The sequence below is a fragment of the Thalassotalea euphylliae genome (assembly GCF_003390375.1).
In the GTDB taxonomy this organism is placed as follows: domain Bacteria; phylum Pseudomonadota; class Gammaproteobacteria; order Enterobacterales; family Alteromonadaceae; genus Thalassotalea_F; species Thalassotalea_F euphylliae_A.
In genome coordinates this window covers 2,283,163-2,308,285 of record NZ_QUOT01000001.1, presented here as the reverse complement: position 1 = coordinate 2,308,285, position 25,123 = coordinate 2,283,163, and the positions used below count along the sequence as shown (strand labels likewise).

Genomic DNA, 25,123 nt, shown 5'->3' with positions numbered 1-25,123 from the left:
CGCCATTTAGGCGGTTTTGTTTTTTCAGGTTGTTTACTAGTTACAAGCTTTGTTTCAGAATGGTGGTGACATGAATTGTGACATAAACTTAAAAACACCACTTTTTTAGCCATTTTTCTAAATTATGTCACCACTTAAACTTAACTAACTGAGTAATATAGAAAAATGAATGATAAACAAGTCAAATCTCTGATTAAAAAAGGTGAGCACGGCAGACACGGAGTAGGTAACGGTTTATATCTACGTATTGCGAACAACTCCATTGGTTACTGGGTTATTCGCTACACCATTAATAAAAAACGTCGAGAAGTAACCGTTGGGAAATATCCAGACCTATCTTTGGCTGACGCAAAATTTGAAGCAGCGCGAATAAAAGTTGATGTTAGCAATGGTATCGACCCAATAGCTGAGAAAAAACGCAATGAAGCTCCTCAGTTTAATACTGTTGATGATCTTGCCGAAGATTGGTTAAAAGAATGTGAGAAACGACTTAAGCATCCAAATATACCAAGGCGGGTTTATACCAAAGATATTGCTCCAACAATTGGTGAACTAGGAATTGACCAAGTTACGCCTAGTGATATCCGAGCAATTATCAATAAAATAGCAGAAAGTAATAGACCAACTATAGCGAATGATTGCTTGATGTACTGTAAACAGCTATTTAGGCACGCTATAAAGCTCGATTTACGTACTTCTAACCCCGCTGAAGCATTTACCATTAGTGATGCCGGAGGCGTTGAAAAAAGCCGTAGCAGAGCATTATCGATAGATGAACTATCACTGGTGTTCAAATGCTTGCGCGAAAACCATAATCAGTTTACGCGGGAAAATTACTTAGCGGTTGCGCTACTGCTTTGCTTAGGAGTACGAAAAGGCGAACTGGTTGCCGCAAAGTGGCATGAGTTCGACTTTGATACTGCTCTTTGGCATATACCTCAAGAGCGCAGTAAAACAGGCCGGGGGATTTCAGTACCACTTGCGCCAACAATAATTGAATGGCTTAAAGAGCTACAAATTCGCGCCTATGGCTCTGAGTTTGTCTTCCCAAATAGACGAGCCAGCAAACGTTTTGGACATATTAGCCCAGATACAATTAATGCAGCTATTCAAAAGTTATTTCGGGAAGAAAAAATGCCTGTTGAACATTTTACGGTGCATGATCTTCGCCGTACGTGCCGCAGTTTACTCGCTGAAGCTGGTGTTGCTGGTCATGTTGCTGAACGTTGTCTTAATCATAAGTTAAAAGGAGTTGAAGGCATCTATGATAGGTATGATTATTTGGATGAAAGAAGAGAGGCACTGCGGATAGTAGCAACTTTGATATTAACTATAATAACTTAACCACTTTCTGCTTAAATTACACACTGTACTTTCACGTTTTTTTTTGGAGACAATAGGTGAAATTTCATCCAAAAACAAACCAAAGGGACTTTGATGTTTTCTTCTGTACTTAGTGTTCGTGCGTTCATCTGTATTGCCATTTTATCGCCATTAATTACTTTTGCTAATGAAATTGATTCTACTGATGTTAAAACAATAATTATTCAATCTAATGACCAAAGTTATATTCAAAAAAACTTTGAAGATGTTGATGAGGTTTTAACGCATCCTGTGGTTGGAGCTTTATCTCATGTTGAGTTTGAAATTTTAAACTTTAATAAGACGTTGGAGTTTGTTCACTCTAAACTTCGTGCTGGTAGTACACTCGATGACCTTAAAGATGCAAGAGCGGCTATCGTAGAGCTAGAAGCCCAAAAGTACGTTAATCAGCTGATGGGAAGCCAAGCTAGTAAATTAAAAGAAATCGATGATCAAATCGCATTAGCAATAAAACATAAAGATAATGCTAGTGAGTTAGCTTATGTAGCGCAAAAACAGGCGTTAGATCGTACAGCTAGCCTCGATGATTTAAAAAAACAGTCTACTGATTATTTGGGTACAGCTCTACTTGTATATGAAGGTGGCGTGTTAATAACTAAAGCTGCCAACGGGGAGTTATCCGCTTCTGATATTGAGCGCTATTCACATACAGCAGTTCCTGCTCTGATAGCTTCCAATAGCAGTAAAGCCCTGAGCTCTACGGGTGTTGCTAGCATGTTAGGTTTAGCAAAACTGACAGTGGCAGGTGTAGAGTTAGTAACAGGCTCACTATCAGATTCAATTAATTCTCAAGTAAATAGCTTTGCCAAAGAAGTCGAAGTATTGTCGGGTATTAATGCTGATTTGGTGGAAATAGCAAAAAATCCTGAGCTGAGTCGTGAAGAGCTTGAAGCGTATATTGAACGTCGATTAGAACACAAACGTGAAGCCGTCAATGACATCATTGAAACCTTAGAAAACTGGGGAGACGCAAGTATAGGTGATTTAATTACTGTATCTATATCGGGCAATATATTTACGCAAAAAGAAGCTGCAGAACAGCTTGTGGCATATGCTAACCAGTTAAATGAGACATTTCCGACTAAAGAGGAAATGTTAGAAACATATGATACGGCTAAAGAGTATAACCAACTAACAGGTGCTATGCGTCAACACTCAGAATTATACCAAACTTCAGTTGTTAGTAGTTTGTTATCAAAGAGTGGTGAAAAACTTAACATCGATTTCAATAACACAGTAATTTTAGATGGCGGCTCAATTGGCGGTAGCGGTGAAACCATTAACAACGGTGAATTGGTTTGGAAGTCAGGTTATATCACAGGAAGTGGTTTTGTAAATAAGTCAGATGATTTCGAATTAATCGGTGATGGTAACAAAACAATTCAATATGGCGGAGTGCTGACGAACGAAGGGACTATCACTCAATCAGGCGATTCAAACTTAGCGTTTAATAGTTACAATCAGCGATATAATAGCCGTTATGATAAATCCTCAACCTTTAACAATACAGCTGATTCTATATATGATCTAAATGGTGATGGTGACATTATCGGAGGAACGCATTCCGAACATGTCATATGCTCATGGCCAAGCAGTTGTAATCGAATTGAAGGAAAAGCGGGACAAGGCAAAGGAACCATCAATAACGAAGGCTTATTTGTTAAATCAGCAGGTGATGGAAAAAGTGTCGTTGAAGCGGGTGTTGCATTTAATAATTCCGGAACCGTTGAAGTTCAGTCGGGTACATTAACCATTAATGTAGCTAATGGTGATGGCGGACAGTATACAGCCAGAGAAATCACTGCACTCAATCTAAATGGCGGTAGCCGAGATAATAGCAATTATGTTTATGCAGATAACACTTCGGGCGTAATTCGAGGTAACGACCACAACGCTAATTACTCGGTTGGCACTAATTCAAGTATTGACGTTGGTACAGGTGTCAATGGTGCAGCTAATTTTACGGGTGACGGCACGTTATTGATTAATGGCATTCAAGGTAAGTCAGGCACGGAAACATCGCTTACGGGCGATATTGGAGAGATAATTGTAACGGGTAGTCTTAAGACTCAATCTGGTGGCAAGCTATCTCTAGACTTTGATACAGCGGTACAACTTGACGGTGGTAGTATTGGCGGTAATGGAGAAACGATTAATAATGGCGAACTTGTTTGGAAGTCAGGTTACATCACAGGAAGTGGTTTTGTAAATAAGTCAGATGATTTCGAATTAATCGGTGATGGTAACAAAACAATTCAATATGGCGGAGTGCTGACGAACGAAGGGACTATCACTCAATCAGGCGATTCAAACTTAGCGTTTAATAGTTACAATCAGCGATATAATAGCCGTTATGATAAATCCTCAACCTTTAACAATACAGCTGATTCTATATATGATCTAAATGGTGATGGTGACATTATCGGAGGAACGCATTCCGAACATGTCATATGCTCATGGCCAAGCAGTTGTAATCGAATTGAAGGAAAAGCGGGACAAGGCAAAGGAACCATCAATAACGAAGGCTTATTTGTCAAATCAGCAGGTGATGGAGAAAGTGTCGTTGAAGCGGGTGTTGCATTTAATAATACCGGAACCGTTGAAGTTCAATCAGGTACGCTGAACTTTAAAGGAAGCATAATCAATGACGGTACCATTAAAACAAATAAAGATACTACGTTAATTAGAAATGGCACTTTAGTTAATAACAATTTAATTGAGAATAATGGAACGTTAGATCTAGGCTCTAACGGGAGTATGAATCGACCAGATTTTCCTAGACACAAATAAGTTGTAAACTTTGTGTCCTAGGAGGATGAATGAGCGCTAAAAGATTTCCCGAAGAATTTAAGGTTCAGGCCGTTAAGCAAGTGACTGAAAAAGGTCACTCCGTTGCAAGCGTTGCAGAACGGTTAGATATCTCGACAAATAGTCTTTATATCTGGTTAAAACGCTATGGCAGTAACAGCGAACACTACCAAGAATTATCCGAGCAAGAAAAGCGTATTAAAGCGCTTGAGAAAGAACTAAAGCGTACTCAACAAGAACGTGATCTATTAAAGGAAGCCGCCGTGTACTTTGCGGGCGAGTCAAAGAAAAGTACACGTTCATAAAGTCTCGGCTCAACCAATACCCCATAAAGCTGATGTGCCAAGCGTTGCAAGTTCACCGCAGTGGCTTTCATGCTTGGTTGCAAAAGCCAGAATCCAAGCGAGCTAAGGATGACAAGCGCTTAACGGGTTTAATCAAACAGTCTTGGCTTGAAAGCGGCTGCGTTTACGGTTATCGCAAAATTCAAAGTGATATGTTGGATTTAGGTGAAGTTTGCTCAAAGAATAGAGTTCATCGATTAATGCAGTTATCAGGCATTCAAGCTCAAGTCGGCTATAAGAAGCGCAAAGGCAACTATGGCACTAAGCCTTCTGTGGTCGCAGATAACCAGTTAAAACGACAGTTTGATGTAGTACAGCCAAATCAAGCTTGGGTAACTGATATCACTTATATTGATACGCACGAAGGCTTTCTCTATTTAGCCGTAGTTATCGACTTGTTTTCTCGGCAAGTCGTTGGCTGGTCGATGCAATCGATGATGCATACTGATTTAGTCTTAAGTGCATTACTCGCTGCTGTATGGCGAAGAAAACCTAAGCAAACGGTTATTATACATTCCGATCAAGGCAGCCAATTTACAGGTTATGACTGGCAACGATTTGCTGCTGAGCATAATTTATCACTCAGTATGAGTCGTAGAGGTAACTGCCATGATAATGCTGTTGCTGAGAGCTTCTTTCAGTTGCTAAAACGTGAACGGATCAAGCGAAGAAAATACAAAAATAGAGAAAAAGCTAAGGAAGATATTTTCGATTACATCGAAATGTTTTATAACAGCAAACGTAAACATGGTTATCTAAATAATCAGTCTCCAACTGACTATGATAAAACCTATTTTATGAATCAAGAAAACGTCTAGGGTAGTCTGGTCGATTCACTATTTTACTTAAGCTTATTTTGAATCGTTTCCCAAGCGACATTGAATTGCTTGGTTTTCTGTTCCGCTTTTGCTTTCTCTGATTCAGAGCCAGTTCGGGCGTAAACTTTGTCGGGATGATTTTGGTTCATTAGCTTTTTATAAGCAGTTAATGCCTCACCGATTGGGATTAGAAAAAGGAGCCATGCGCTCCTTTTTTTTGGTAAGGATTCGAAGTTTTGCTCAAAACACAAAATTAAACATCAGGGTGTAGGTTTGTGCGTCAGGCTCTTGCGGTGTTGTGGTAAATGAACCGCGTTGGTTGCCAAAGCTCTTAAATTGCTGCCATTCAAGGTTAAGAGATAAGTTATGGCGGAGATCGTAGCGTACGCCAGCGACGAAGCTACTGCCAGATTTACCGTCGAAGTCGGTTATGTCGGTGCGTTTGGTTTTTGTCTCACCATATAGCGCATAAGGCGATAGCTTCATAATTCGGTACGACGCCATGGCATACCAAGTAGAGCGCACGTTGCCTAGTTGTCGTTCTGCTGTTAGCGTCCAATTACCTAAGTTGTATTCGGCGCCAAGTGAATACAACTCAAAGCGACGATCGGGCTGGTCTAGCACTAAAAGTGGAGTGCCTGGGGCTGGGTTTTTAATGATAAATTTTTGATCATATTCAGCATCAAAGTAAGTAAAGTTCCAGCGGAAATAGTCGCCTTCAAGTTGCGCGTTGGCACCGAGAATATCATTGACATTAATTTCCACGTCAAATGTGCTGGTAACTTCTAAGGTATTGTCATCATCGAAGGCAATAAACGGAGTGAACGATACTTGATACTCATCATATAGGTCAAAATTCCAGACCAGATTAGCGCCGTTATACGCGGTGATGCCTAATATAGAGTTGTAAACTTCTTCGGGCGGTCTAGCACTTTGGTAGGCATGGCCAACGTAGTAATATTCAGAAGCCAGAAAAACGGGCAGGCGAAGTCGACCTACTCGCGCCTCAATGTTGCCGAATGAATAACCCAAATACGCCCACTCTACTTCTGGATTAAGCCACTTGTCTTGTGGACGTTTAACGACTTGCGCTGATGCTTTGAAAGATTCTTGGTAATAATCGAGTTGTAAACCAAAGGTGGTGTCGCAATCCCAGCAGGTTTCATCAAGGATATTGCGATTGATAATAAGGGGCGTTTCATTATCACTTCTAGTGATTGATGTTGAGCCAAAGCCGCTGAGGCTGAGGTTGTCATTAATTTCAATAGCGGCGAGAGCATCAAAGCTAATCGCCACTGCTGACAATGCTGCGATTAACTTGTTATTCATGATTTTTATCCTTTTTAACCACATACAGTACGGTCACACTTTCAGGTAAAGATTCTAATGGGGCATAGCCGATGCGTGTTGGCTTCTGTGAGAGCCATTGCAGTAGTTCATCCAGTGAACTAGTTTTCATTTCTCTTGGCGGTCTGGCTTTACCGGAAAATGACAAGCCAGCCCAATGGGCGCTCATTTGTGCGGCGTCTTTGCCTAACAAGAGCTGATAGAACTCGTTTCTTGTTTGGTTATTACTAGGCCAATCAGAAAGCTCTATTTTTTTACCTTGCAGCGATTTAGCTTTGCCGCGATATAGCATTCTCGCTTTGCCTTTACTGAGCTTTTTAAAGTCTTTATTCAGTGTAATGATGGCGTAGTTTTCAGCGGCATGCAGTGTTTGCGGGATAATCAACGCTGTACAGAATAACCAAGAGAGTAAGCACATTATTTGCTTAGGTCTGATTGATACTTTACGTGGGGCTGTAATGGTAGGTTTGAAACGTCTGTGGTGCATCCTGAACCAAAATCTTTCCTTGCGATAATTATTAAGGTAGCTGATATTTGTGAATTAGCAAGCGTATGATCCTAAACAAATTAATAGCGGATGTTGATGAAAATCATGGTTTGCAACAATAATTCAGCGGTAGGCTTGAGATAAATTAGCTAAAATAGGCTAAGCTCTAAGCACAGCCGTATGTTGAGGTAACAGGACACCTGCATTGAAGTTATGGAATCGACTTACTATCAAGCATAAAATTTGGGGCTTGGTAGTCATCCCAGCGTTCGCCATTGTGTTGTTGGCTGGTCATCAAGTAATCAATATTAATCAGCAAGTTAGTCAACTAAAACGTGCTGAAAATATGGCGCGCCAGCTAGACTCACTAGCGCAGCTTAATGCCAATTCCCACCAATTGCGTTCAGATAATAGTAACGGTAAATCAGACGCTATTATTTCGATTACAGGCAAATTGAACGAACAGTTAGGTTTAGAACAAGAATTTGCTGAAATTCACCCTCTGATTGAACAATATCGTGAAACCATAGAAGCAATTGTTGATAGTGAAGATAGTGAAAGCCGTATCGATAATATAGTTTGGCATGTTGAAGTTTATCAAGAGCTCTTACTATCGGTGGAAGAGCGCACTTTGGTTGCGATGCCAGCTAGTGTCAACAATCACTTGAAAGCATTAGTACAGCTAAATTGGTTACTGTTTTGGTCAGCGGAAGAAGCTTGGCAAATCCAACAGCTTAGTGCGTTAACTAAGGCGTCAAGCTTCACTAAAGATGAGCTTAAGGTACAAATAAGAGCACTGATCCAGCAACAAGAACTATTTATGGGGCGCTTTGTGGTGATTAATGCTGAGCCTGATCAAATTAACCTAATGCTGACCACCTTTTCTAATCCTGCCTTTGTGGAAAGCCAGCAATTTCGAGAGTTAGTGTTAAGCGAGCCTGCCGTACTTATTTCAACTGAGCAAATGATGGCCGGTCAGCAGGCGTTGGCAACACGTTTAGCCTTATTCCAAGAGGTTGCCGGTGCAATTTCAGGGCAGCTTTTACAGGAAGTAGAGCGCCATGTTACTGCCTTTGAGCAGCAGCGATTATTCGTTGTCATCGCTATTACACTTTTGGTTTTCGCTGTGTTAATTGCTGGTCTTCGCTTAGGGCAGCGAATTATCCATAATCTTACCTTGGTACTGGATTATTTGGCCAATGAGGGGAAAGCTGACACTAAGCTTTCAGAGCAAATTGACGGTCGTGATGAATTAGCAAGTTTTGCGAAGGAAGTTGAACGTTTGAATGCTGAACGCAACGAAAGTCAGCAACGTTTACTGATCGCGAAAAATGAGGCGGTAGTTGCTCGAGAAGAAGCTGAAATAGCAAGTAGAGCCAAAAGCAGCTTTTTAGCAAATATGTCACACGAAATACGCACACCTCTCAATGGTGTGATTGGCATGTCAGAAGTGCTCGCAACTACACAATTAAGCGCTGTTCAAAAAGACTACCTAGACACCATAGAAACGTCATCGCATCTATTGCTTGCGCTGATCAACGATATTTTAGACTTCTCAAAAATTGAGTCGGGCAAATTGTGCTTAAGCCTGCATTCGACAGCACTGCGCGAGACGATTTATGACTTGGCTGCGATTGTTGCGCCGAAAATTAAAGAAAAGCCATTAACACTGAAACTTGCGTTGGATGATCGCATTCCTGCGCGGGTAAATGCAGACGACCATCGCATTCGCCAAGTATTGATGAACTTGCTGTCAAATGCCGTTAAGTTTACCCATAAGGGCGATATCACGGTAAGTATGAATTATCAGGGTGAGAAAGATGGCTGCCCGCTGATTACTTTTTCAGTGGCAGATTCAGGTATAGGAATTGATGAACAACAGCAGCGCCATATTTTTGAACCATTTGCGCAAGAAGATGCTTCAATAACGCGACAATTTCAAGGCACCGGTCTAGGTTTAGCGATCAGTCGTCAATTAGTTGAGTTAATGGGCGGTGAGCTTGGGCTTGTTTCATCGAAAGGACAGGGCAGCCGATTTTACTTTACGTTAGCGCTAGCAAGCATTGAACAACATTATCAGTACCACAACAAACAAGCGTTCGCTGATATTGCCGTCGTCTGTCGAGAAGCGACTATTACAGAGCAATTGTCAGACTCTCTCGCGTATATGGGAATTGCCTTGCGCTATCAAGTAGAGTCGTTAGATAAACTGCTGGCTACTGCCAATAGTACTCAGCTGATTGTTGTTTATGTAGTGAGTGAAGGGGCTGACACTAATTCTATTCGTGATGATATGACTCTGCTAGCCAATGCTAATGCAGCAATTTGCCTGGTTCGCCAATTAACCAAAGCTGAAATCGATTACGGTAAACAAGTTACCGCAATGTTGACTTATCCGTTATTGGGTAATCGTTTGGTGAAAGCATTAGAGGTCTGTCAGCAATATATTAATAGTGGTGGCGTCAAAGCTCCTAGCGAGAAAAAAACACTGTCTAGCGGTTCGGTTTTATTAGTTGAAGACAACCCCGTAAATCAAAAAGTGTTGAGCTTACAGCTCGCATCGGCTGGTTTTCAGTTCGATATTGCTGATGATGGCGAGCAAGCTATTACGCTATTTACCAAAGGTAAAAATTACGATGTCGTGTTGATGGACTGCATGATGCCCGTGAAAGACGGCTTTTCTACAACCCGTGAAATCCGATTGTATGAGCAAAATAATGAGCTGCCTGCAACGCCAATTATTGCCTTAACTGCAAGCGTGTTAGAAGAGGATATTGAACGTTGTTACGACGCGGGCATGAATGACTTTGTACCCAAACCATTTAAGCGCGATATTTTGTTCGAACGCATTAACCATGCAATGTCGCAAGCCCAGCGTAAATCAAAAGAGCAACCCGCACTGGCTTCAAAAGTAGCGAACATTGTTAATCGTGGCGTTAATGTACTGTTGGTTGAAGACAATCCTATTAATCAAAAAGTCGCCTCTTTGCTGTTAGAAAAAGCTGGCTATGATTACCAAGTGGCGGCCAATGGCGAAGAAGCACTAGAGCTTTATCGAAAGTCACCGGACTTTGATGTCATCTTAATGGATCTTATGATGCCCGTTAAAGATGGCTTTGCTGCAAGTGTTGAAGTCAGGCAGTTTGAGCAGCAACAAGGGCTGACAGCAACACCCATCATTGCCCTGACTGCCAGTGTGGTGGATGATGATATACAGCGCTGTTTTGACTCTGGCATGAATGGCTATGTGCCCAAACCCGTCAAGGGTGAAAAGCTTTACAGTGAAATTGAAAATCTCATGTCGTCCGTTTGATACTGTTTATTTCGCTAGAAATACCCGCATCCTATACTCAAAAGAGCAAACTGTTTTAGGTCAAGTCAAAATAAAACTGTTGATGGAATTGCTGCCAACGTTTTTGGTAACTGGACGTAAGGTAGCATTCTTTGTCTACCATGTTAGGGGCTTGTTTGGGCAGTAAATGCACCACCACATTCTGATAATGCGGCACCTCATACGCAGCCATTCGATGCTGCTTTTTTTTGTGGAAAAGCTGCTGCCAATAACGCAGCGATTGGCTTGTTGGCTCGGTAAAGTTTATCGACAGCAGGGTATGTTCTGGTAATTCTTCTATCAATGCCTGTAACGTGTTATGCGTTGCATTAACTCCTACTTTTGGCGCTTGATAAATATCGAAAATTAGCCAGTCGATATCGACTAATGATTGATTAGTCAGCCATTGCTGAGCGGTTTGGCAAACTATTTTTTGGTTCGCTGCGCTCTGGTCTAGCGCAAAGAAGGTCTGGCTTAATTCAATCACGGTGCGATTACTCTCTACAACTTGGTAATCTAATTGAGGTGAAAGCCAGCGACAAAACCTTAAGTGATTTCCCCCTCCTAAACCAAACTCAACAATACGTTTTGGTGAATAGCGTTGCCAGGGTAACATTAAAGGCCATTGATGAGGGAGTGTTAGCCAATGGGGTCTTTGTTTTCGCATCGCGCTTTGCAGTACGTCATTGAATGCCAACCAGCGAAAATGGCGATTTTCACTGACTGAGATTGCATCTGGTGCTTGCTTAAAATACAGTAATTGTCCTTGTTGCAAGTGACGGCTAAGCGGCATAGTCCTTCGCACGTAAATTGGAATAAATTAAGCATAACCAATGTATTTAGTGAAAGCACCTGAAAATAAAGCGGCGTTTAAACGTTATTATCAATTTAGATGGCAACAACTTCGAGCTCCATGGCAGCAACCTCAAGGTAGCGAGCAAGATGCGCTTGAAGCCCAGAGTATTCATCGCTTGGTTGAAAACAGCGCTGGCGAGATAATTGCAGTTGGTAGGCTGCATAAAACCACGCAAACCTCAGCGCAAATTCGATACATGGCGGTTGCGAGCGATCAGCAAGGCAGTGGCTTGGGGCGCAAAATTATTGACGCGCTTGAGTTAGAAGCAAGTAAGCATGGCGTTACCCATATTAGCTTAAATGCACGAGAAAACGCCGTCCCTTTCTATCGTAAATTGGGCTATGAACTCGTTGAGAAAACGCATTTGCTGTACGGCGAAATTCAGCATTATTTGATGACAAAATCCTTGGCTCCAGCAGTTGAGCATGCAACTGATGTTAGCGTGCAACTCAACGACATTTGGCGTCAAACTATTCCAATGAGTAAAGCAATGAACTTGCAAGTGAGCTTCTACAACAGTGAGCAACTATTTACCCATTGCGATGTCGCCTTCAATAAAAACCTTCACGATACGATGTTTGCGGGAAGTATTTATACCTTGGCCACCTTAACTGGGTGGGGCTGGGTTTATATGAAACTGATTGAGAACGAGCTAAGTGGCGATATTGTATTAGCGGATGCCAATATTCGTTACTTAGCGCCTATCGCCGGTGCTGGCGTTGGCTATACCCACACTTCACTTGCTAGTGGTGATTTGACTTCGTTAGCGGCAGCACAAAAAGCCAAGATGCAAGTTGAGGTGCATATCTTAAGTGGTGATAAAGTCGCCGCGATTTTCACCGGCAAGTTTGTTATCCATTGCAGTTAAATTGTACTTAGATGCAATTAGAGAGTTGAAATATGATGAGTAAGCAGCAGGTTGCTATTATTGGTTGTGGCTGGGTTGGACAAGCCTTGGCACGTAAACTTCTCAACAAGAATATTGGCGTAACAGCGACTACGACTAATCCTGACAAAATTGACGAGCTTACAGTACTTGGCTGTCAAGCAAGGCTGCTAAAATTACCGCTTGCGAGCTTTGGTTCCAGCACTGAAACGAACGTTGAACCTAGCTCTAAATCTAGCTCTGAACCCAGCAATCAGTCTATCAGCGATAATGAATGGTTGGCAGACATTGACACTATGGTCATTTGTATCACGCCTCAGTTTAAACAAGGTTCGATGGCCTACCCAGATCACGTCACACAACTTGTGAACTTGGCAAAGCAGTATCGCATTGAACGAGTAATACTGCTCAGTAGTACGGGTATTTATCAAGAGTTAGCAGGGCAGGTTGATGAGCAAAGCGCATTAATGCTTGGTTCGCCAAAGGTTGCATTGTTGCACCAAGCTGAGCAAGCGGTGTTGATGGGTATTAGCAATGCGTGTGTATTACGACTAGCCGGTTTAGTTGGCCCGAAAAGGCATCCTGCCCGTTTTATGGCAGGTAAACAAGCGGTAGCTAACCCGCGCACGCCAGTCAATTTAGTGCATCAAGCCGATGTGGTAAACGCGATAATTACGATGATTAGCCATCAGCAAATTAATGGCATTTTTAACGTGGTCAGCTCAAATCACCCAAGTCGCGAAGTATTCTATCAAGCAGCCTGTCAGCAGCAGAAGCTAACACCCCCAAATTTTAGTGACGAGCAAGAGCAATTATTGCGAATCGTCTCAGGGGAAAAGTATCAGCAGCTAGGTCAACAACTTCTGTGGCCAGATTTACTGGCTTGGTTAGATTCTGATTCACAGTGATGCTAGGCAATTGATATAATCACTGCTTATTACCAAATTGCTTTTATTAAGCTATTGCTAACTTAAGCAAACCGACACTAACCGAATGGCCTAGCTTGACGGTTTAACCTCAAACGCTAATTAAACGTCAGATGAAAACTAAACGAATTCGCTACACTTGCTTTTTTCTTGTGATATTTGCTCATATATCCGTACTTAATCTGTTCTACGTGAATGAACATGGTATTACGTTTTTTTGGCAGCAAGCAGTCGAGCTTCGAACAATTGCTACTCATGTTATTACTGCCGCATTAAGCCTACTGATTTATGCGCTAGTTGAACAAGCGCTTGCTTGTTATCGCAAAGGGCAAATGGCAATTCGTGAGCCTGTGCTGATCTTATGCTCTATCTCAATGATTCTTTCGATTGGTTTTTTGTTAATAGATTAGCTGTGTTAGCTCCTAGACATAGTTCTAGGCTTGGGACATAGGACTCAGGCACATAACTAACCTTTACCTGTTATTGTACTTTTTGTCTTATCCAAACCTAGTGTTACTTAACCTGAGGTCACTTAGTTTGGCTTTATTTCAGCCATCAACTGCGTAGCATCGAGCTTAGCAATGAGTGGTCTAAATACACCTTCAGCGACAATAGCGGCATAAAGCACAATGAGAATACATATTGCCCAAGCGGTATTAAATGCCGCCAACGACTCGATACTTGCTTGGTTGGAGAGAATTGCAATAGCCCCCGTAATAAAGGCGATAAATGAGCCGGCATAGGTAAACACTAGCTGTTTTTTATAGATATAAGCAAGGTGAGTGGTATAACTGCTGGCGGGAATATTTTCGGAAAACAAATATTTCAAACCCGTAATCGATTTAATAAAACCGTGTGGCCCAAACGCAACGACCGTACAAGCATAGGTAAACAAGGTTAAAAACAAGGCACTGTAATGATCGGCAAACATCCCCAGTTCGCCGCCAAGCACAAACAACATTCCGATAGCGCCAATAATCACGATAAGTGCGATAACATTCTGCATAATACTTCTCCACTTCCATAAGGTTTCAATTTGTTCGGAAATATGAAGTAGCTCGTTTTGTGGTTTATTAAGGGCGGCGGCCACCGACAATAAGGTTTCGCTTGAAGCGTTACCGTCTTTTTCCAGTCGTTGAATGGTTCGTAAACTTAAGCCAGACGCTTTTGCCAGTACGTCTTGTGACCAGCCATTTTCTTTGCGGAAATATCTAGGGCGTATTGAGTTTTCAGGGTTGTTTTTGCAGCAGTCTGTTTGAGCTTTATACAAGGCGACACTTGTGCCGTGTAGTTATTCTCCATTAATAAGTGGCAACGCAGTAGAAAGTTCAAACAGACGCTGCCCTATGGGTTCATCTAAACACTTCCTGCTCATTGTTGCTCGGTTTTTACATAGAACGACTATGCGACAAATCGAGCGCCGCGATCAGAAAGTGTTTAGATTGAACAAAATTCAATCTCGAAAATTCAACACGCCCTATTCTTTCCGGTGAAATTTGCATAACTTACACTCCAAAGCAGCAACATCAATTTCCGATTACTACCTTGCTGCTCAGCTAGAGGAAAAGAAAGGAATTCGTTACGTCATTATAGCGACAATGATATGACAATGCTTAATTTACAATAACTTGCGAGTTTTGATGAAAATCAAAACAGCAGCAGTAAAGTGTGTACATCGCCTAGCTTACGCCTGTTTTTATGCCTCTTTTACTATTTCTGCAACCGCCTCTTGTGGGCGACGTAGCTTCTCATCAATATAAGTTTGCAGGTAATCAAACATCACCCGTGGGTTGTCGCCCGCCATCATTTTTAATATTGCGTCTTTGATCAATGACTGATGCATTAATATTTCATCACTACGCTCAGATAACTTATTGGCAAGTGGCGTAGTAATACCATTGGCAATTAAGGCACCGTAAAGTGTGGTTAATAAGGCAACCGCCATAGCTGGGCCAATTGACTTAGGGTCTTCCATGGCAATCAGCATATCCACTAGGCCAATTAGCGTACCTATCATGCCCATCGCTGGCGCAATATCTGAAAACGAGCGCAGTACTTTAATAGATTGCTGGTTGCGCTCCTTGGTCAGATATATTTCTTTGGTCAGTGCAAGATTTACCGCTTCTTCTGAGTGACCGTCGACTAACATGGTTTTCGCTTTAGCTAGGAAAGGATCGTCAACATCGCTTTCTTCTAACGCTAAAAAGCCCCCTTTACGGGTTTTATCGGCCAGTTCAATACAGCTTTCAATGGTTTCAATGACATTGGTGGTAGTCAGTGAAAACGCATGGCGAATATTCTGTAGTGAGCTAAAAAAGGTTTTGGGTCGATGGCTAAGCAATACCGCGCCAAAGGTACCGACAAAAACGATAAATATCGATGGCGCATTGACATAGGTGTCCATCGGCGCATTGGCTAAAAACAATCCGGAAAAGATGGCAACAATAATCAGTAACACGCCGCCAACTGCACCTAAATCCATAATAGTTCCTTGTTTGTCATTCTGAGAATAAACGTTGAGTTGAAAAAATTGCTACGCCGAGCAAACTCGTTAATCATCGAATACTAGTGAGCTTCCGAGAGTAAATTAATTCGCTCGGTGGTCAGTGCTTCACCTTGTAAAATGGCGATTTCGACACGACGGTTCTTGCGTCGATTTACTTTCGTTGAGTTCGGTACCAGTGGCCGATTACTGCCGTGACCAGTGACTGATGTTCGCGAAGAGTCGAAGGTGTCTGACTTTGCCATTTGGTGAGCCACCGCTAATGCCCGCTGAGCGGATAAATCAAAATTGCTGGCATACATATCGCTTGCAACACCTAAATTGTCGGTATGGCCCGAAATGCTGATATGACCCGGAATCGCTTCAATGGTCTCGGCTATTTTCATCACCACTGGCTTAAACTTAGCTTGCAGATAAGGAGAGCCAGAAGCAAACGCGCCATTTTCTTTAATCCGAATAATAATTTGCTGGCCCAGAGCTTCGGTTTCCAGCGCGCCGTCTTCAATATATTGGGCGAGCTGTTGATTAATACGTTTAAGCTGCGCCTCTTGCTCGCGCTTCGCCGCTTCTTCTTGAGCTTTTCGTTTGAGCCCAGAGGCGTCTTGATCGCCGGGCGTTACTTTTAGCGATTGCTCTGTGGCAGCGATGGTATGTTGGGTAATGGTATTAATGGGCGACGGAGTTGGCTCGCCGGGTGAAAATTCCTGCGCAATAATACTGGTACCTTTGGGGATATCTTGTAGCTCAATTTGATTTTGCACACCAAAGGCCATTTTCATTGAACCAGCAATTTGCTTGAACTTAAGCACATCCATTTCAGAATAGGACAAGAGCAAAACAAAAAAGCACATCAATAATGACATCAGATCGGCAAAAGTCGCCATCCATGCCGGTGAGCCAGAGGGCTGATCATCTTGTTGATGTAATAACTCGGGAATTTCCATGAACTACTGCGTCCGTTTTCCTTGTAAAGCCTACTCAAGGTGGAGGCGATTAATATAAGGGGAAAGTGGCTAAGCTGGCAACCAGTTAGCGCATTAATCTGATTTTAATCAATTTTGTTGTTCAGGCTAAAAAAGTAAACCAATACTTTACGACAAAATGCCGACAGCCGTATGACAAACGTATTGATTTAGTCATTAGTTCAATGGCTTAGCTTCAATGATTTAGCTTCAATGACTTAGCTTAAAGGTTTAGGAGGAAAAGCGAGCTAGCTTATCTTATGAGCTTTATTATGTTTTTGTAAGTGCGGTGGTACTAGGTAAAAGAGTAAAAAGCGAAAGTACAATAAAGCCGCTGGTAATGAATTACCAGCGGCTTTATTGCTAACGACTAAGTTTGGCTTAGCAAAGCATCGGCATTGCTAGAAGCTTGGCAAAATATCAGCAGGGATCAAGTGGTTAAAATCACCTTCCGCAATACAGCCAGAAGCTTCCGCGATATCTGGTGCGAAGTATCTGTCTTTATCATAGTAAGGGACATATTCGCGAATAATGGCTTTTGCCGCTTCGACTTTGTCAGAGCCTTTCAGTGGCGTTCTAAAGTCTAAGCCTTGTGCAGCTGCCAGTAACTCAACCGCTAATACGCCGTTGGTATTTTCTGCCATATCCGCTAAGCGACGACCCGCGAAGGCTGCCATGGAAACATGGTCTTCTTGGTTGGCAGAAGTTGGCAAGCTGTCGACCGAGGCTGGGTGAGCAAGGGTTTTATTTTCTGACGCCAATGCCGCAGAGGTTACTTGCGCGATCATAAAACCAGAATTCACACCGCCATTTTCTACTAAGAATGCCGGTAATTTGCTCAGGTGAGCATCAATTAATAGTGCCATACGGCGCTCTGATAATGAGCCAATTTCGGCAATCGCTAGCGCTAAATTATCCGCCGCCATGGCCACTGGCTCAGCGTGGAAGTTACCAGCAGAGATAAAGTCACCTTCGTTGGCAAATACCAGCGGGTTGTCAGTTACGCCATTGGCTTCCACATGTAACACTTCCGCTGCTTGGCGAATTTGTGTTAAACACGCACCCATCACTTGCGGCTGACAGCGCAGTGAATAGGGGTCTTGCACTTTTTCACAGTCCATATGCGATTGGCCGATCTCAGAGCTCTCGCCTAAGATTTCGCGATAAGCACGAGCCGCATCAATTTGACCTTTTTGTCCACGTACTTGATGAACACGATCATCAAACGGCGCGCGTGAGCCCATTGCTGCTTCAACTGACATCGCGCCAATAGCAACACCAGCAGCAAATAAGTCTTCTGCGTAAAACAAGCCTTCGAGTGCAAATGCCGTTGATGCTTGTGTGCCGTTTAGTAGCGCTAAGCCTTCTTTCGCTGCTAGGGTAACTGGCTCAAGACCTGCGATTTTCAGACCTTCGGCAGCTGGAATCACTTGGTCTTGGTAAGACATTTCACCTTCGCCCAATAACGGCAATACCATATGTGAAAGTGGTGCTAAATCGCCAGAAGCGCCAACTGAGCCTTTTTTCGGCACACAAGGGTAAACTTCTGCATTAAGCAAGGTGATTAGCGCTTGAATCACAGGCAAGCGGATGCCTGAAAAACCACGGGCTAGTGAGTTGATTTTTAGCACCATCATTAAGCGTACTGTGGCATCTTCCATATATTCACCAAAACCTGATGAATGCGATAGCACGATAGATTTTTGCAGCAGTTCTAATTCTTCTTTTTTAATGCGAGTGCTGGCCAGTAAGCCAAAACCAGTGTTGATGCCGTAAACCACTTGGTCTTTTTCAATCACCTCTTGCACCGCTTGGGCACTTTGATTAATGGCGTCAAAGGCCGATTCATCAAGGGTGTAGTGGATGCCATCATATTTGGCAACCGCACGTAATTGCGCCAAGCTCAGTTGGCCGGGAATAATGTTGAGTTCAGTAATGACAGACATTGTCTTACCTCTAATTCTGTAGCGATAAAAATGAACAAGTCTGGCGGCATCTTATTGATGACCGCCAGAGCTGCTCAAGCTAGATAACTTTTTACATCAGCCGTGATATCAGCCTCAGTATCAAGCTTATATTGCAGCTTTTAAAAGTGCTGATTATTTAGTGTTGACTGTTAAGCGCGTGGCTTGCCATTAGCACCGTCAATCATTGGCAAGTCTAAGCCTTGCTCTTGCGCGCATTTGATGGCGATATCGTAACCAGCATCGGCATGACGCATTACACCGGTACCCGGATCGTTCCATAAAACGCGACCTAAACGGGTGGCTGCTTCGTCAGTGCCATCAGCCACAATCACCACACCAGCATGTTGGCTAAAGCCCATGCCAACACCACCACCGTGATGTAAGCTAACCCAAGTAGCACCGCCAGAGGTTGATAGCAGAGCATTCAATAATGGCCAGTCAGAAACTGCGTCTGAGCCATCTAACATACTTTCGGTTTCGCGGTTTGGTGAGGCAACTGAGCCAGAGTCTAAGTGATCGCGACCAATCACTACTGGCGCTTTTAGCTCGCCATTTTTAACCATTTCATTGAAGGCTAACGCTAAGCGGGCGCGATCTTTTAAGCCAACCCAACAAATACGTGCTGGTAAACCTTGGAACGCAATACGCTCTTTCGCCATATCTAACCAGTTGTGTAAGTGTGGATTATCTGGGATCAGCTCTTTAACTTTCTGGTCGGTTTTGTAGATATCTTCTGGATCGCCTGACAATGCAACCCAGCGGAATGGGCCAATACCTTCGCAGAATAATGGGCGTACATAGGCAGGTACAAAGCCCGGGAAATCAAAGGCATTGGCAACGCCTTCTTCCAGTGCCATTTGGCGAATGTTGTTACCGTAGTCAGTTGTTGCAGCACCGGCGGCTTGTAAGTCCAGCATCGCCTGTACTTGCACTGCCATTGATTGCTTCGCCGCTTTGACTACCGCAGCTTCGTCTTGCTGGCGCATTGCGGCAGCATGTTCCATGCTCCAACCTTGTGGTAAGTAGCCGTTCAGTGGATCGTGTGCCGAGGTTTGATCGGTTACTACATCTGGCGTGATACCACGTTTTACTAGTTCAGGGAAAACATCAGCGGCGTTACCAAGTAAGCCAACAGAGATAGCTTCACCGTTTGCACATGCGGTATTAATAATGTCTAACGCTTCGTCTAAGCTTGTTGCTTTTTTATCGACGTAGCGAGTTTTTAAGCGAAAATCGATGCGTGACTCGTCACACTCAACCACTAATGCGCTGTAACCGGCCATAGTGGCAGCTAGTGGCTGTGCACCACCCATGCCACCAAGGCCGCCAGTAAGTACCCACTTACCTTTGGCGTCCCCACCAAAATGTTGTTTTGCCATCGCGACAAAAGTTTCGTAAGTACCTTGAACAATACCTTGTGAGCCAATGTAAACCCAAGAGCCCGCCGTCATCTGGCCGTACATCATTAAGCCTTGCTTATCGAGCTCGTTGAAGTGCTCCCAATTGCCCCAGTTTGGTACTAGGTTAGAGTTGGCAATCAATACTCGTGGTGCATCGCTGTGGGTGCGAAAAACACCTACCGGCTTGCCCGATTGCACCAGTAATGTTTCATCGTCTTCCAAACGATCTAAGGTTTCGACAATCTTGTCGTAGCATTCCCAGTTACGAGCGGCACGGCCAATACCACCGTAAACCACAAGTGATTGTGGGTGCTCAGCTACTTCATCATCCAAGTTGTTCATTAGCATGCGCTTAGCTGCTTCGGTTAACCAGCTTTTTGCGGTAATTTCGCTGCCAGTTGCCGCTTTAATTTTGCGGCTCTTGTCTAATCTAGGGTCAAGGCGAGGATCATTTGACATGGTCTGCTCCTATAAATGTGTAATGGCTATCAACATCAGCGCTTGGCTAATCGTTAATAACAATATGGCCGCCGAGGCGATACTTATCGCCCGGCGACGTTAAAATAGCGACACTCACCACCCCTTGGCGCGCCCAAGTACGGCGTCTAACCCTAAGGCACGGCTGGTGATGAGTAATGTTTAATTGTTGGCAAACTGATTCGCTTGCCAATATAGCTTCAATTTCATGGGTTGCTTCGGTTAATGGCGCAACCGATGATAAAAATTCGTGTGGTGTGATTTGGTTAAAGTCTTGTGCCAAATAATTAGGGACTAAGGCACTGCTGACATAGCGCTGCTCTAGTTGAATAGGCTGGTTGTTTTCTAGGTGCAGTACTTCAGAATAAAATACCTTGTCGCCTGGTTGGCAGGCCAGCAGAATCGCGATTTCTTCATCAACACCAATCGACTCCAGCACCAGTTGTTTGGCTTGGTATTCGTGTCCGCGTGATTGCACTTCTTCCGCGATATTCTTGATTTCTAACAGCGACGATTGTGATTTGAAGGTGGCGACAAAGGTGCCAGCTCCTTGCGAGCGCACCAGCACCCCTTGCTCGGTCAACTCTTGTAAGGCGCGACGAGCTGTCATCCGGCTAACAGTAAATTGTTCAGCTAGCTCATTTTCTGACGGTACTTTGGCATGCTGCGGCCATTGGCCAGATTCGATCTTATTTAAAATAAACTGTTTGATGATGCCAAACTTAGTGGTTGTCATCCCTTTGCTGGTCGCCATAACGATACGTACTGTAGTCGATAAATTTAACTTGTATATACAATCTCATGTTTTTAAAAAAATAACAATGCTTGTATATACAAGTATTGTGTCGATTTTATTGTTCAACTATAGTTCGAATAAATGATAGCGCTGTTACAGATATACTTGGCATATGGGCTTTTGAGCAAACAGCCGTAACTTTTGATGAAGAGAATATAAAGATAATGACAGCAAACCACTGGCAGCAACTTATTACAAACGTCAACATCGCCACCATGACTGAGGGCGGTAACGGCTATGGTGAGATTAAAGGCGGCGCATTAGCAATTGCGAATGGCAAAATAGCGTGGTTGGGCGCAATGGCTGATCTACCAAGCTATGATGCTAAGCAGCTAACCGTCATTGATGGTCAGGGCAAATGGTTGACACCTGGGCTGATAGACTGTCATACGCATTTGGTGTTTGGTGGAAGCCGTGCCAACGAATTTGAAATGCGCTTACAAGGTAAAAGCTACGAAGAAATTGCTAATGCTGGCGGCGGTATTGTGTCAACGGTTGCCGCCACGCGCAGCGCTTCGCAAGCAGAATTAGTCGAGTTAGGTAAACCAAGGCTAGCAGCGCTTTTCGAGCAAGGTGTAACAACCATAGAAATTAAATCTGGCTATGGCTTAGATACTCAAACAGAAATCAAAATGTTACGCACAGCAGGCGAGTTAGCTGAGCAGTTTCCGGTTAATGTTCAACGAACCTTCCTCGGTGCACACGCCTTACCGGTCGAATTTCAAGGCAGGGCAGACGACTACATCGAGCTGGTTTGCAATGAAATGCTGCCTGCAGTCGCACAGCAGGGTTTAGCAGATGCCGTTGACGTATTTTGTGAAAGTGTGGGTTTTACGTTAGCGCAAACAAAACAAGTATTTGATGCAGCCAAACAGCATAACTTAGCGATAAAAGTGCATGCAGAGCAGCTGTCTAATTTAGGGGCAAGTGAATTAGCAGCAAGTTATGATGCGCTGTCGTCTGATCATGTTGAGTTTCTGGACGAAGCGGGCGTTGAAGCGATGGCACACGCTGGCATGACGGCCGTGCTATTACCTGGTGCCTTTTATTTTCTTCGTGAAACGCAATTACCGCCCATAGAATTGCTGAGAAAGCACGGAGTTGCAATGGCTGTTGCCACTGACGTGAACCCTGGGACGTCACCCTTTTCTTCCCTAACTTTAATGCTAAATATGGCGTGTACTTTGTTCCGTTTAACGCCTGCAGAAGCGTTAGCTGGGGTGACTTGCCATGGTGCTAAGGCGCTAGGCTTAGCTGACTCCAAAGGTCAGCTCAAAGTAGGGTTTGATGCCGATATCGCCCTGTGGAACATTAACCAACCAGCGGAACTTTGCTATCAGTTTGGTGTTAACTCATTGTCAGCCTTATTTATTAATGGTGAAAAAGTAAAATAATTACAGCTAGACGGCATAGCCGAATGACCACTGTACAAATTTAATGCATTTGATTAGTCTAGACTTATCGACAAGGCTAAGTTAAGTGTTTGATGGAAGATGGATTTGTTAAGTGGTCGTTCAGTTTATCAAAGGTTAGTTGCAAAACTTACCCCTGCTTCTTTGGTTTCACTTTGTTGCCAACTGTGGTCAATGCTTTTCGTTATGGGTTTATTGAGCTTTTCTGCGTCGGCTAGTATACCTCTTTTAGCCACCGAAGTTGATGGCGCAAGCGTTATATCCCATTCATTTACGTTTATTGATTTTAATATTGCCTTTGTACTGGGTCTTAGCCTGCCAATGTTATTGGTCGTGTTGCTGGTGCGTCGGTTAGTGCCTAACCCATGGTGGTACTTTAGTGCGTTAATGCTTAGCGCACTTGGCTTTCTCTATTCATTAAACTATTTAACAGACAATCAAGCACCAGCGGTGCTGAGCTTTGCTATCACCAGTATTGCCTTGGTGTATTTGTGGTCATTTGCGAGTACAAATATGCTGTTTGTGGATCATGAAAGCGAATATTTTGCCCACGTTAAATTGGGTGAGAAGGTACTGATTGCCGCCAGTGTTATATATATTGGCACCATTTGGTTAATCCCGAGTATTGATGCTTACATTGGTTGGCTCGCGTTTGTGGCGTTGGTGTTGTTTACCGGCGCAGTGCAAATTGCCATGATGGCAAAAATAGCACCTGAGCATGTTATTCGACTGGTCGGACAATGGCTGCTGGTGGGCATGTTTTGCGGCGTTATCTTCTTCTATTTGCACGCTCAGGTTGAGCTTGAATGGTTAGTTATTAGCTTTGTGTTAAGCTTTTGTGGGGCGCTAATCAATTCGAATTGGGAGTTGGTGCAACGTATTTACCAGCTCATTAGTGAGCAAAAAGAAGTGAATGCTAAACAGCTCACTGATGAACAAATTTTTAGCTTCACACATGACCCCGCTACGAATTTACCTTCATATCAACAAGCAATTTTACGCTTCGAGCAGCTAAGCTTCCAAAACCAGCTAACCGATTTTGCTGTGGTTGTGGTTAAGCCAAAAAACTTCACCGACGTGAACCGTGTGTTAGGCCATCAAAATTCAGACCTCTTATTACTCCAGTTGGCATATTGCCTTAAGCGAGAAGTCGCCGAACTCAATTATCTGATGAACTTCGACTTTTCAGATATTAATGCCAAGCTTGCTCGGTTACCGAGCTTACACTTTATGCTGGCAGTGGATTTGAACAAAATAACTCATAGTAAAGAAATCGTTGTTGACGAGCTTTGTCGACGATTAGCTGGCGCAGTGCCTCCGGCGATGAGCTTTAAAAGCTTTTCCCTTCGTTTTGAACTAGCTTGCGGTGTTGCCTATACCAACGAGCATGGCCAAACGTTAGCTGAAGTTATCGCGCATGCCGGTGATGCTGTGATGGAAGCCCAACGTCGCAATGCGCTATGGGTAGAATTTGATGCACAAGTTGCGCTGCATAGTGATCAACAATTGCAGCGAATGGAGCACCTAAAGCTCGATATTCAGCAGGACAAAGTACAGTGTCAGTTATTGCCACAAATTGATTTAGGCAATCACCAAATTCGCGGTTTTAGCCAAGTTGCGACATGGTATTACAATGGTGAAAACCTGCCATTAGAGGAGTTTATTGATGTTGCCGAGCAAAGTGGCGAAATATTCACGCTGTCAAAGAAAATGATCGTACATGCCTTTAAAGCACTCTTTGAGTTGAAAAAGCTAAATATTTATCAACCAATAGGCATTCCAGTATTAAGCGAAAAGCTGTTGGAGCCTGATTTAGCGGAATTCATTGAACAACAAATCGCGACCTACAATATTTCGGCTAAATATCTGGTTATTCAAATGAGTGAACCAGTTATGCAGGCGGCATGTGAGCAAGCTAAAAACTTGATCGATCAACTAAAAGCGCTAGAAGTGAAAATTTGTATTGCCGACTTTGATGGCAGCTATGAATCGCTTCGCTATATTCGTAAATTGTCTGTCGACCAAGTAAACATTAGTTGCGAACCGTTATGTTTGGCTGAAGCCGGCAGTGCAGAAAAGGCGATTGTTAACTCATTGGTGAGCTTGGCAAGAACTATGAAACTATCGTTTGTCGGAAGCCACGTAAACAGCAAACAAGGGTTAGAACATTACCGAGCTATGGGTGGTCAAGCGGTTGAAGGCGACGCGATGAGCCCACCGATTCAATTAGCTGATATCGCGACTTGGACAGAAACTTGGTTTAAACGCTACCCGTCAGCCCATACTCGAAATAGCACATTGAATATGTAATACTCATTCATATGAGCCCAAGTACGCTATGAGCTCAAGTAAGTTATGAGCGAGAGTAGATTATGAGGCGAGTACTTGAGAGCTGTTTTCCTGCCCTCGTTGTCATTTGT

At 43.3% G+C, this 25,123-nt stretch carries 18 protein-coding genes; 9 read left to right on the top strand and 9 right to left on the bottom strand.

The genetic code is table 11. The features are described 5' to 3' along the window. Positions 1 to 165 precede the first annotated feature (165 nt). The 3 genes from DXX94_RS10170 to DXX94_RS10160 all read left to right on the top strand — a co-directional run bounded on the left by DXX94_RS10170 (position 166) and on the right by DXX94_RS10160 (position 5,353). A complete protein-coding gene (locus DXX94_RS10170; RefSeq protein ID WP_116015597.1) occupies positions 166 to 1,344 on the top strand; it encodes a tyrosine-type recombinase/integrase in 1,179 nt (392 codons plus the stop codon). Positions 1,345 to 1,437: 93 nt separating this feature from the next. Next, positions 1,438 to 4,173, top strand: coding sequence for a hypothetical protein (locus tag DXX94_RS10165; RefSeq protein ID WP_116015595.1), 2,736 nt, complete (start codon positions 1,438 to 1,440; stop codon positions 4,171 to 4,173). 29 nt (positions 4,174 to 4,202) lie between these two features. Further along, positions 4,203 to 5,353 (top strand): IS3 family transposase gene (locus DXX94_RS10160; RefSeq protein WP_116013626.1). Its coding sequence is split into 2 segments (ribosomal slippage): positions 4,203 to 4,449 and positions 4,449 to 5,353, totalling 1,152 coding nucleotides; the frame shifts between segments, so codons are not numbered across the junction. Between the two features lie 240 nt (positions 5,354 to 5,593). Here the strand turns inward: DXX94_RS10160 and DXX94_RS10150 are convergent. Further along, positions 5,594 to 6,682: a porin gene (locus tag DXX94_RS10150; protein ID WP_116015591.1), complete on the bottom strand. Its 1,089-nt coding sequence runs from the start codon at positions 6,680 to 6,682 to the stop codon at positions 5,594 to 5,596. Beyond that, on the bottom strand, positions 6,675 to 7,118 hold the full coding sequence (locus DXX94_RS10145; RefSeq protein ID WP_116015589.1) for a hypothetical protein: 444 nt from the start codon (positions 7,116 to 7,118) through the stop codon (positions 6,675 to 6,677). Before DXX94_RS10145 ends, DXX94_RS10150 begins: the two co-directional genes overlap by 8 nt. Positions 7,119 to 7,392: 274 nt before the next feature. Here DXX94_RS10145 and DXX94_RS10140 point away from each other — a divergent pair, with 274 nt between their 5' ends. Beyond that, positions 7,393 to 10,500 carry a response regulator gene (locus DXX94_RS10140; RefSeq protein ID WP_116015587.1) on the top strand — a complete coding sequence of 1,036 codons (3,108 nt, stop codon included), beginning with the start codon at positions 7,393 to 7,395 and terminating at the stop codon, positions 10,498 to 10,500. Between the two features lie 55 nt (positions 10,501 to 10,555). On the opposite strand, the gene DXX94_RS10135 is transcribed toward DXX94_RS10140, so the two are convergent. Further along, on the bottom strand, positions 10,556 to 11,311 hold the full coding sequence (locus tag DXX94_RS10135; protein WP_116015585.1) for a hypothetical protein: 756 nt from the start codon (positions 11,309 to 11,311) through the stop codon (positions 10,556 to 10,558). Positions 11,312 to 11,351: 40 nt separating this feature from the next. Between DXX94_RS10135 and DXX94_RS10130 the strand changes: the two genes are divergently transcribed. From DXX94_RS10130 to DXX94_RS10120, 3 genes are all read left to right on the top strand, one after another. Beyond that, positions 11,352 to 12,242 (top strand): bifunctional GNAT family N-acetyltransferase/hotdog fold thioesterase, encoded by an 891-nt coding sequence (locus DXX94_RS10130; RefSeq protein ID WP_116015583.1) that lies wholly within the window; start codon positions 11,352 to 11,354, stop codon positions 12,240 to 12,242. A gap of 32 nt (positions 12,243 to 12,274) precedes the next feature. Beyond that, entirely contained in the window at positions 12,275 to 13,168 is an 894-nt protein-coding gene (locus DXX94_RS10125) for an NAD(P)-binding domain-containing protein (protein ID WP_116015581.1), read from the top strand. Between the two features lie 131 nt (positions 13,169 to 13,299). Beyond that, a complete protein-coding gene (locus DXX94_RS10120) occupies positions 13,300 to 13,596 on the top strand; it encodes a hypothetical protein (protein ID WP_147302266.1) in 297 nt (98 codons plus the stop codon). Positions 13,597 to 13,718: 122 nt separating this feature from the next. On the opposite strand, the gene DXX94_RS10115 is transcribed toward DXX94_RS10120, so the two are convergent. The 6 genes from DXX94_RS10115 to hutC all read right to left on the bottom strand — a co-directional run bounded on the left by DXX94_RS10115 (position 13,719) and on the right by hutC (position 21,231). Beyond that, positions 13,719 to 14,456 (bottom strand): helix-turn-helix domain-containing protein, encoded by a 738-nt coding sequence (locus DXX94_RS10115; protein ID WP_116015577.1) that lies wholly within the window; start codon positions 14,454 to 14,456, stop codon positions 13,719 to 13,721. Positions 14,457 to 14,882: 426 nt separating this feature from the next. After that, positions 14,883 to 15,668, bottom strand: coding sequence for a MotA/TolQ/ExbB proton channel family protein (locus DXX94_RS10110; RefSeq protein ID WP_181901530.1), 786 nt, complete (start codon positions 15,666 to 15,668; stop codon positions 14,883 to 14,885). 83 nt (positions 15,669 to 15,751) lie between these two features. Next, a complete protein-coding gene (locus tag DXX94_RS10105; protein ID WP_115998741.1) occupies positions 15,752 to 16,633 on the bottom strand; it encodes a flagellar motor protein MotB in 882 nt (293 codons plus the stop codon). A gap of 419 nt (positions 16,634 to 17,052) precedes the next feature. Next, entirely contained in the window at positions 17,053 to 18,597 is a 1,545-nt protein-coding gene (gene hutH, locus DXX94_RS10100) for a histidine ammonia-lyase (RefSeq protein WP_116015575.1), read from the bottom strand. 170 nt (positions 18,598 to 18,767) lie between these two features. Then, on the bottom strand, positions 18,768 to 20,477 hold the full coding sequence (hutU, locus tag DXX94_RS10095; protein ID WP_116015573.1) for a urocanate hydratase: 1,710 nt from the start codon (positions 20,475 to 20,477) through the stop codon (positions 18,768 to 18,770). Positions 20,478 to 20,523: 46 nt separating this feature from the next. Next, on the bottom strand, positions 20,524 to 21,231 hold the full coding sequence (hutC, locus tag DXX94_RS10090) for a histidine utilization repressor (RefSeq protein ID WP_116015571.1): 708 nt from the start codon (positions 21,229 to 21,231) through the stop codon (positions 20,524 to 20,526). 224 nt (positions 21,232 to 21,455) lie between these two features. On the opposite strand from hutC, the gene hutI reads away from it, so the two are divergent. Together hutI and DXX94_RS10080 are read left to right on the top strand one after the other, a co-directional pair. Continuing rightward, a complete protein-coding gene (gene hutI, locus DXX94_RS10085; protein WP_116015569.1) occupies positions 21,456 to 22,685 on the top strand; it encodes an imidazolonepropionase in 1,230 nt (409 codons plus the stop codon). A 99-nt stretch (positions 22,686 to 22,784) separates the two neighbouring features. Beyond that, entirely contained in the window at positions 22,785 to 25,013 is a 2,229-nt protein-coding gene (locus DXX94_RS10080; RefSeq protein WP_116015567.1) for an EAL domain-containing protein, read from the top strand. Positions 25,014 to 25,123: the final 110 nt, after the last annotated feature.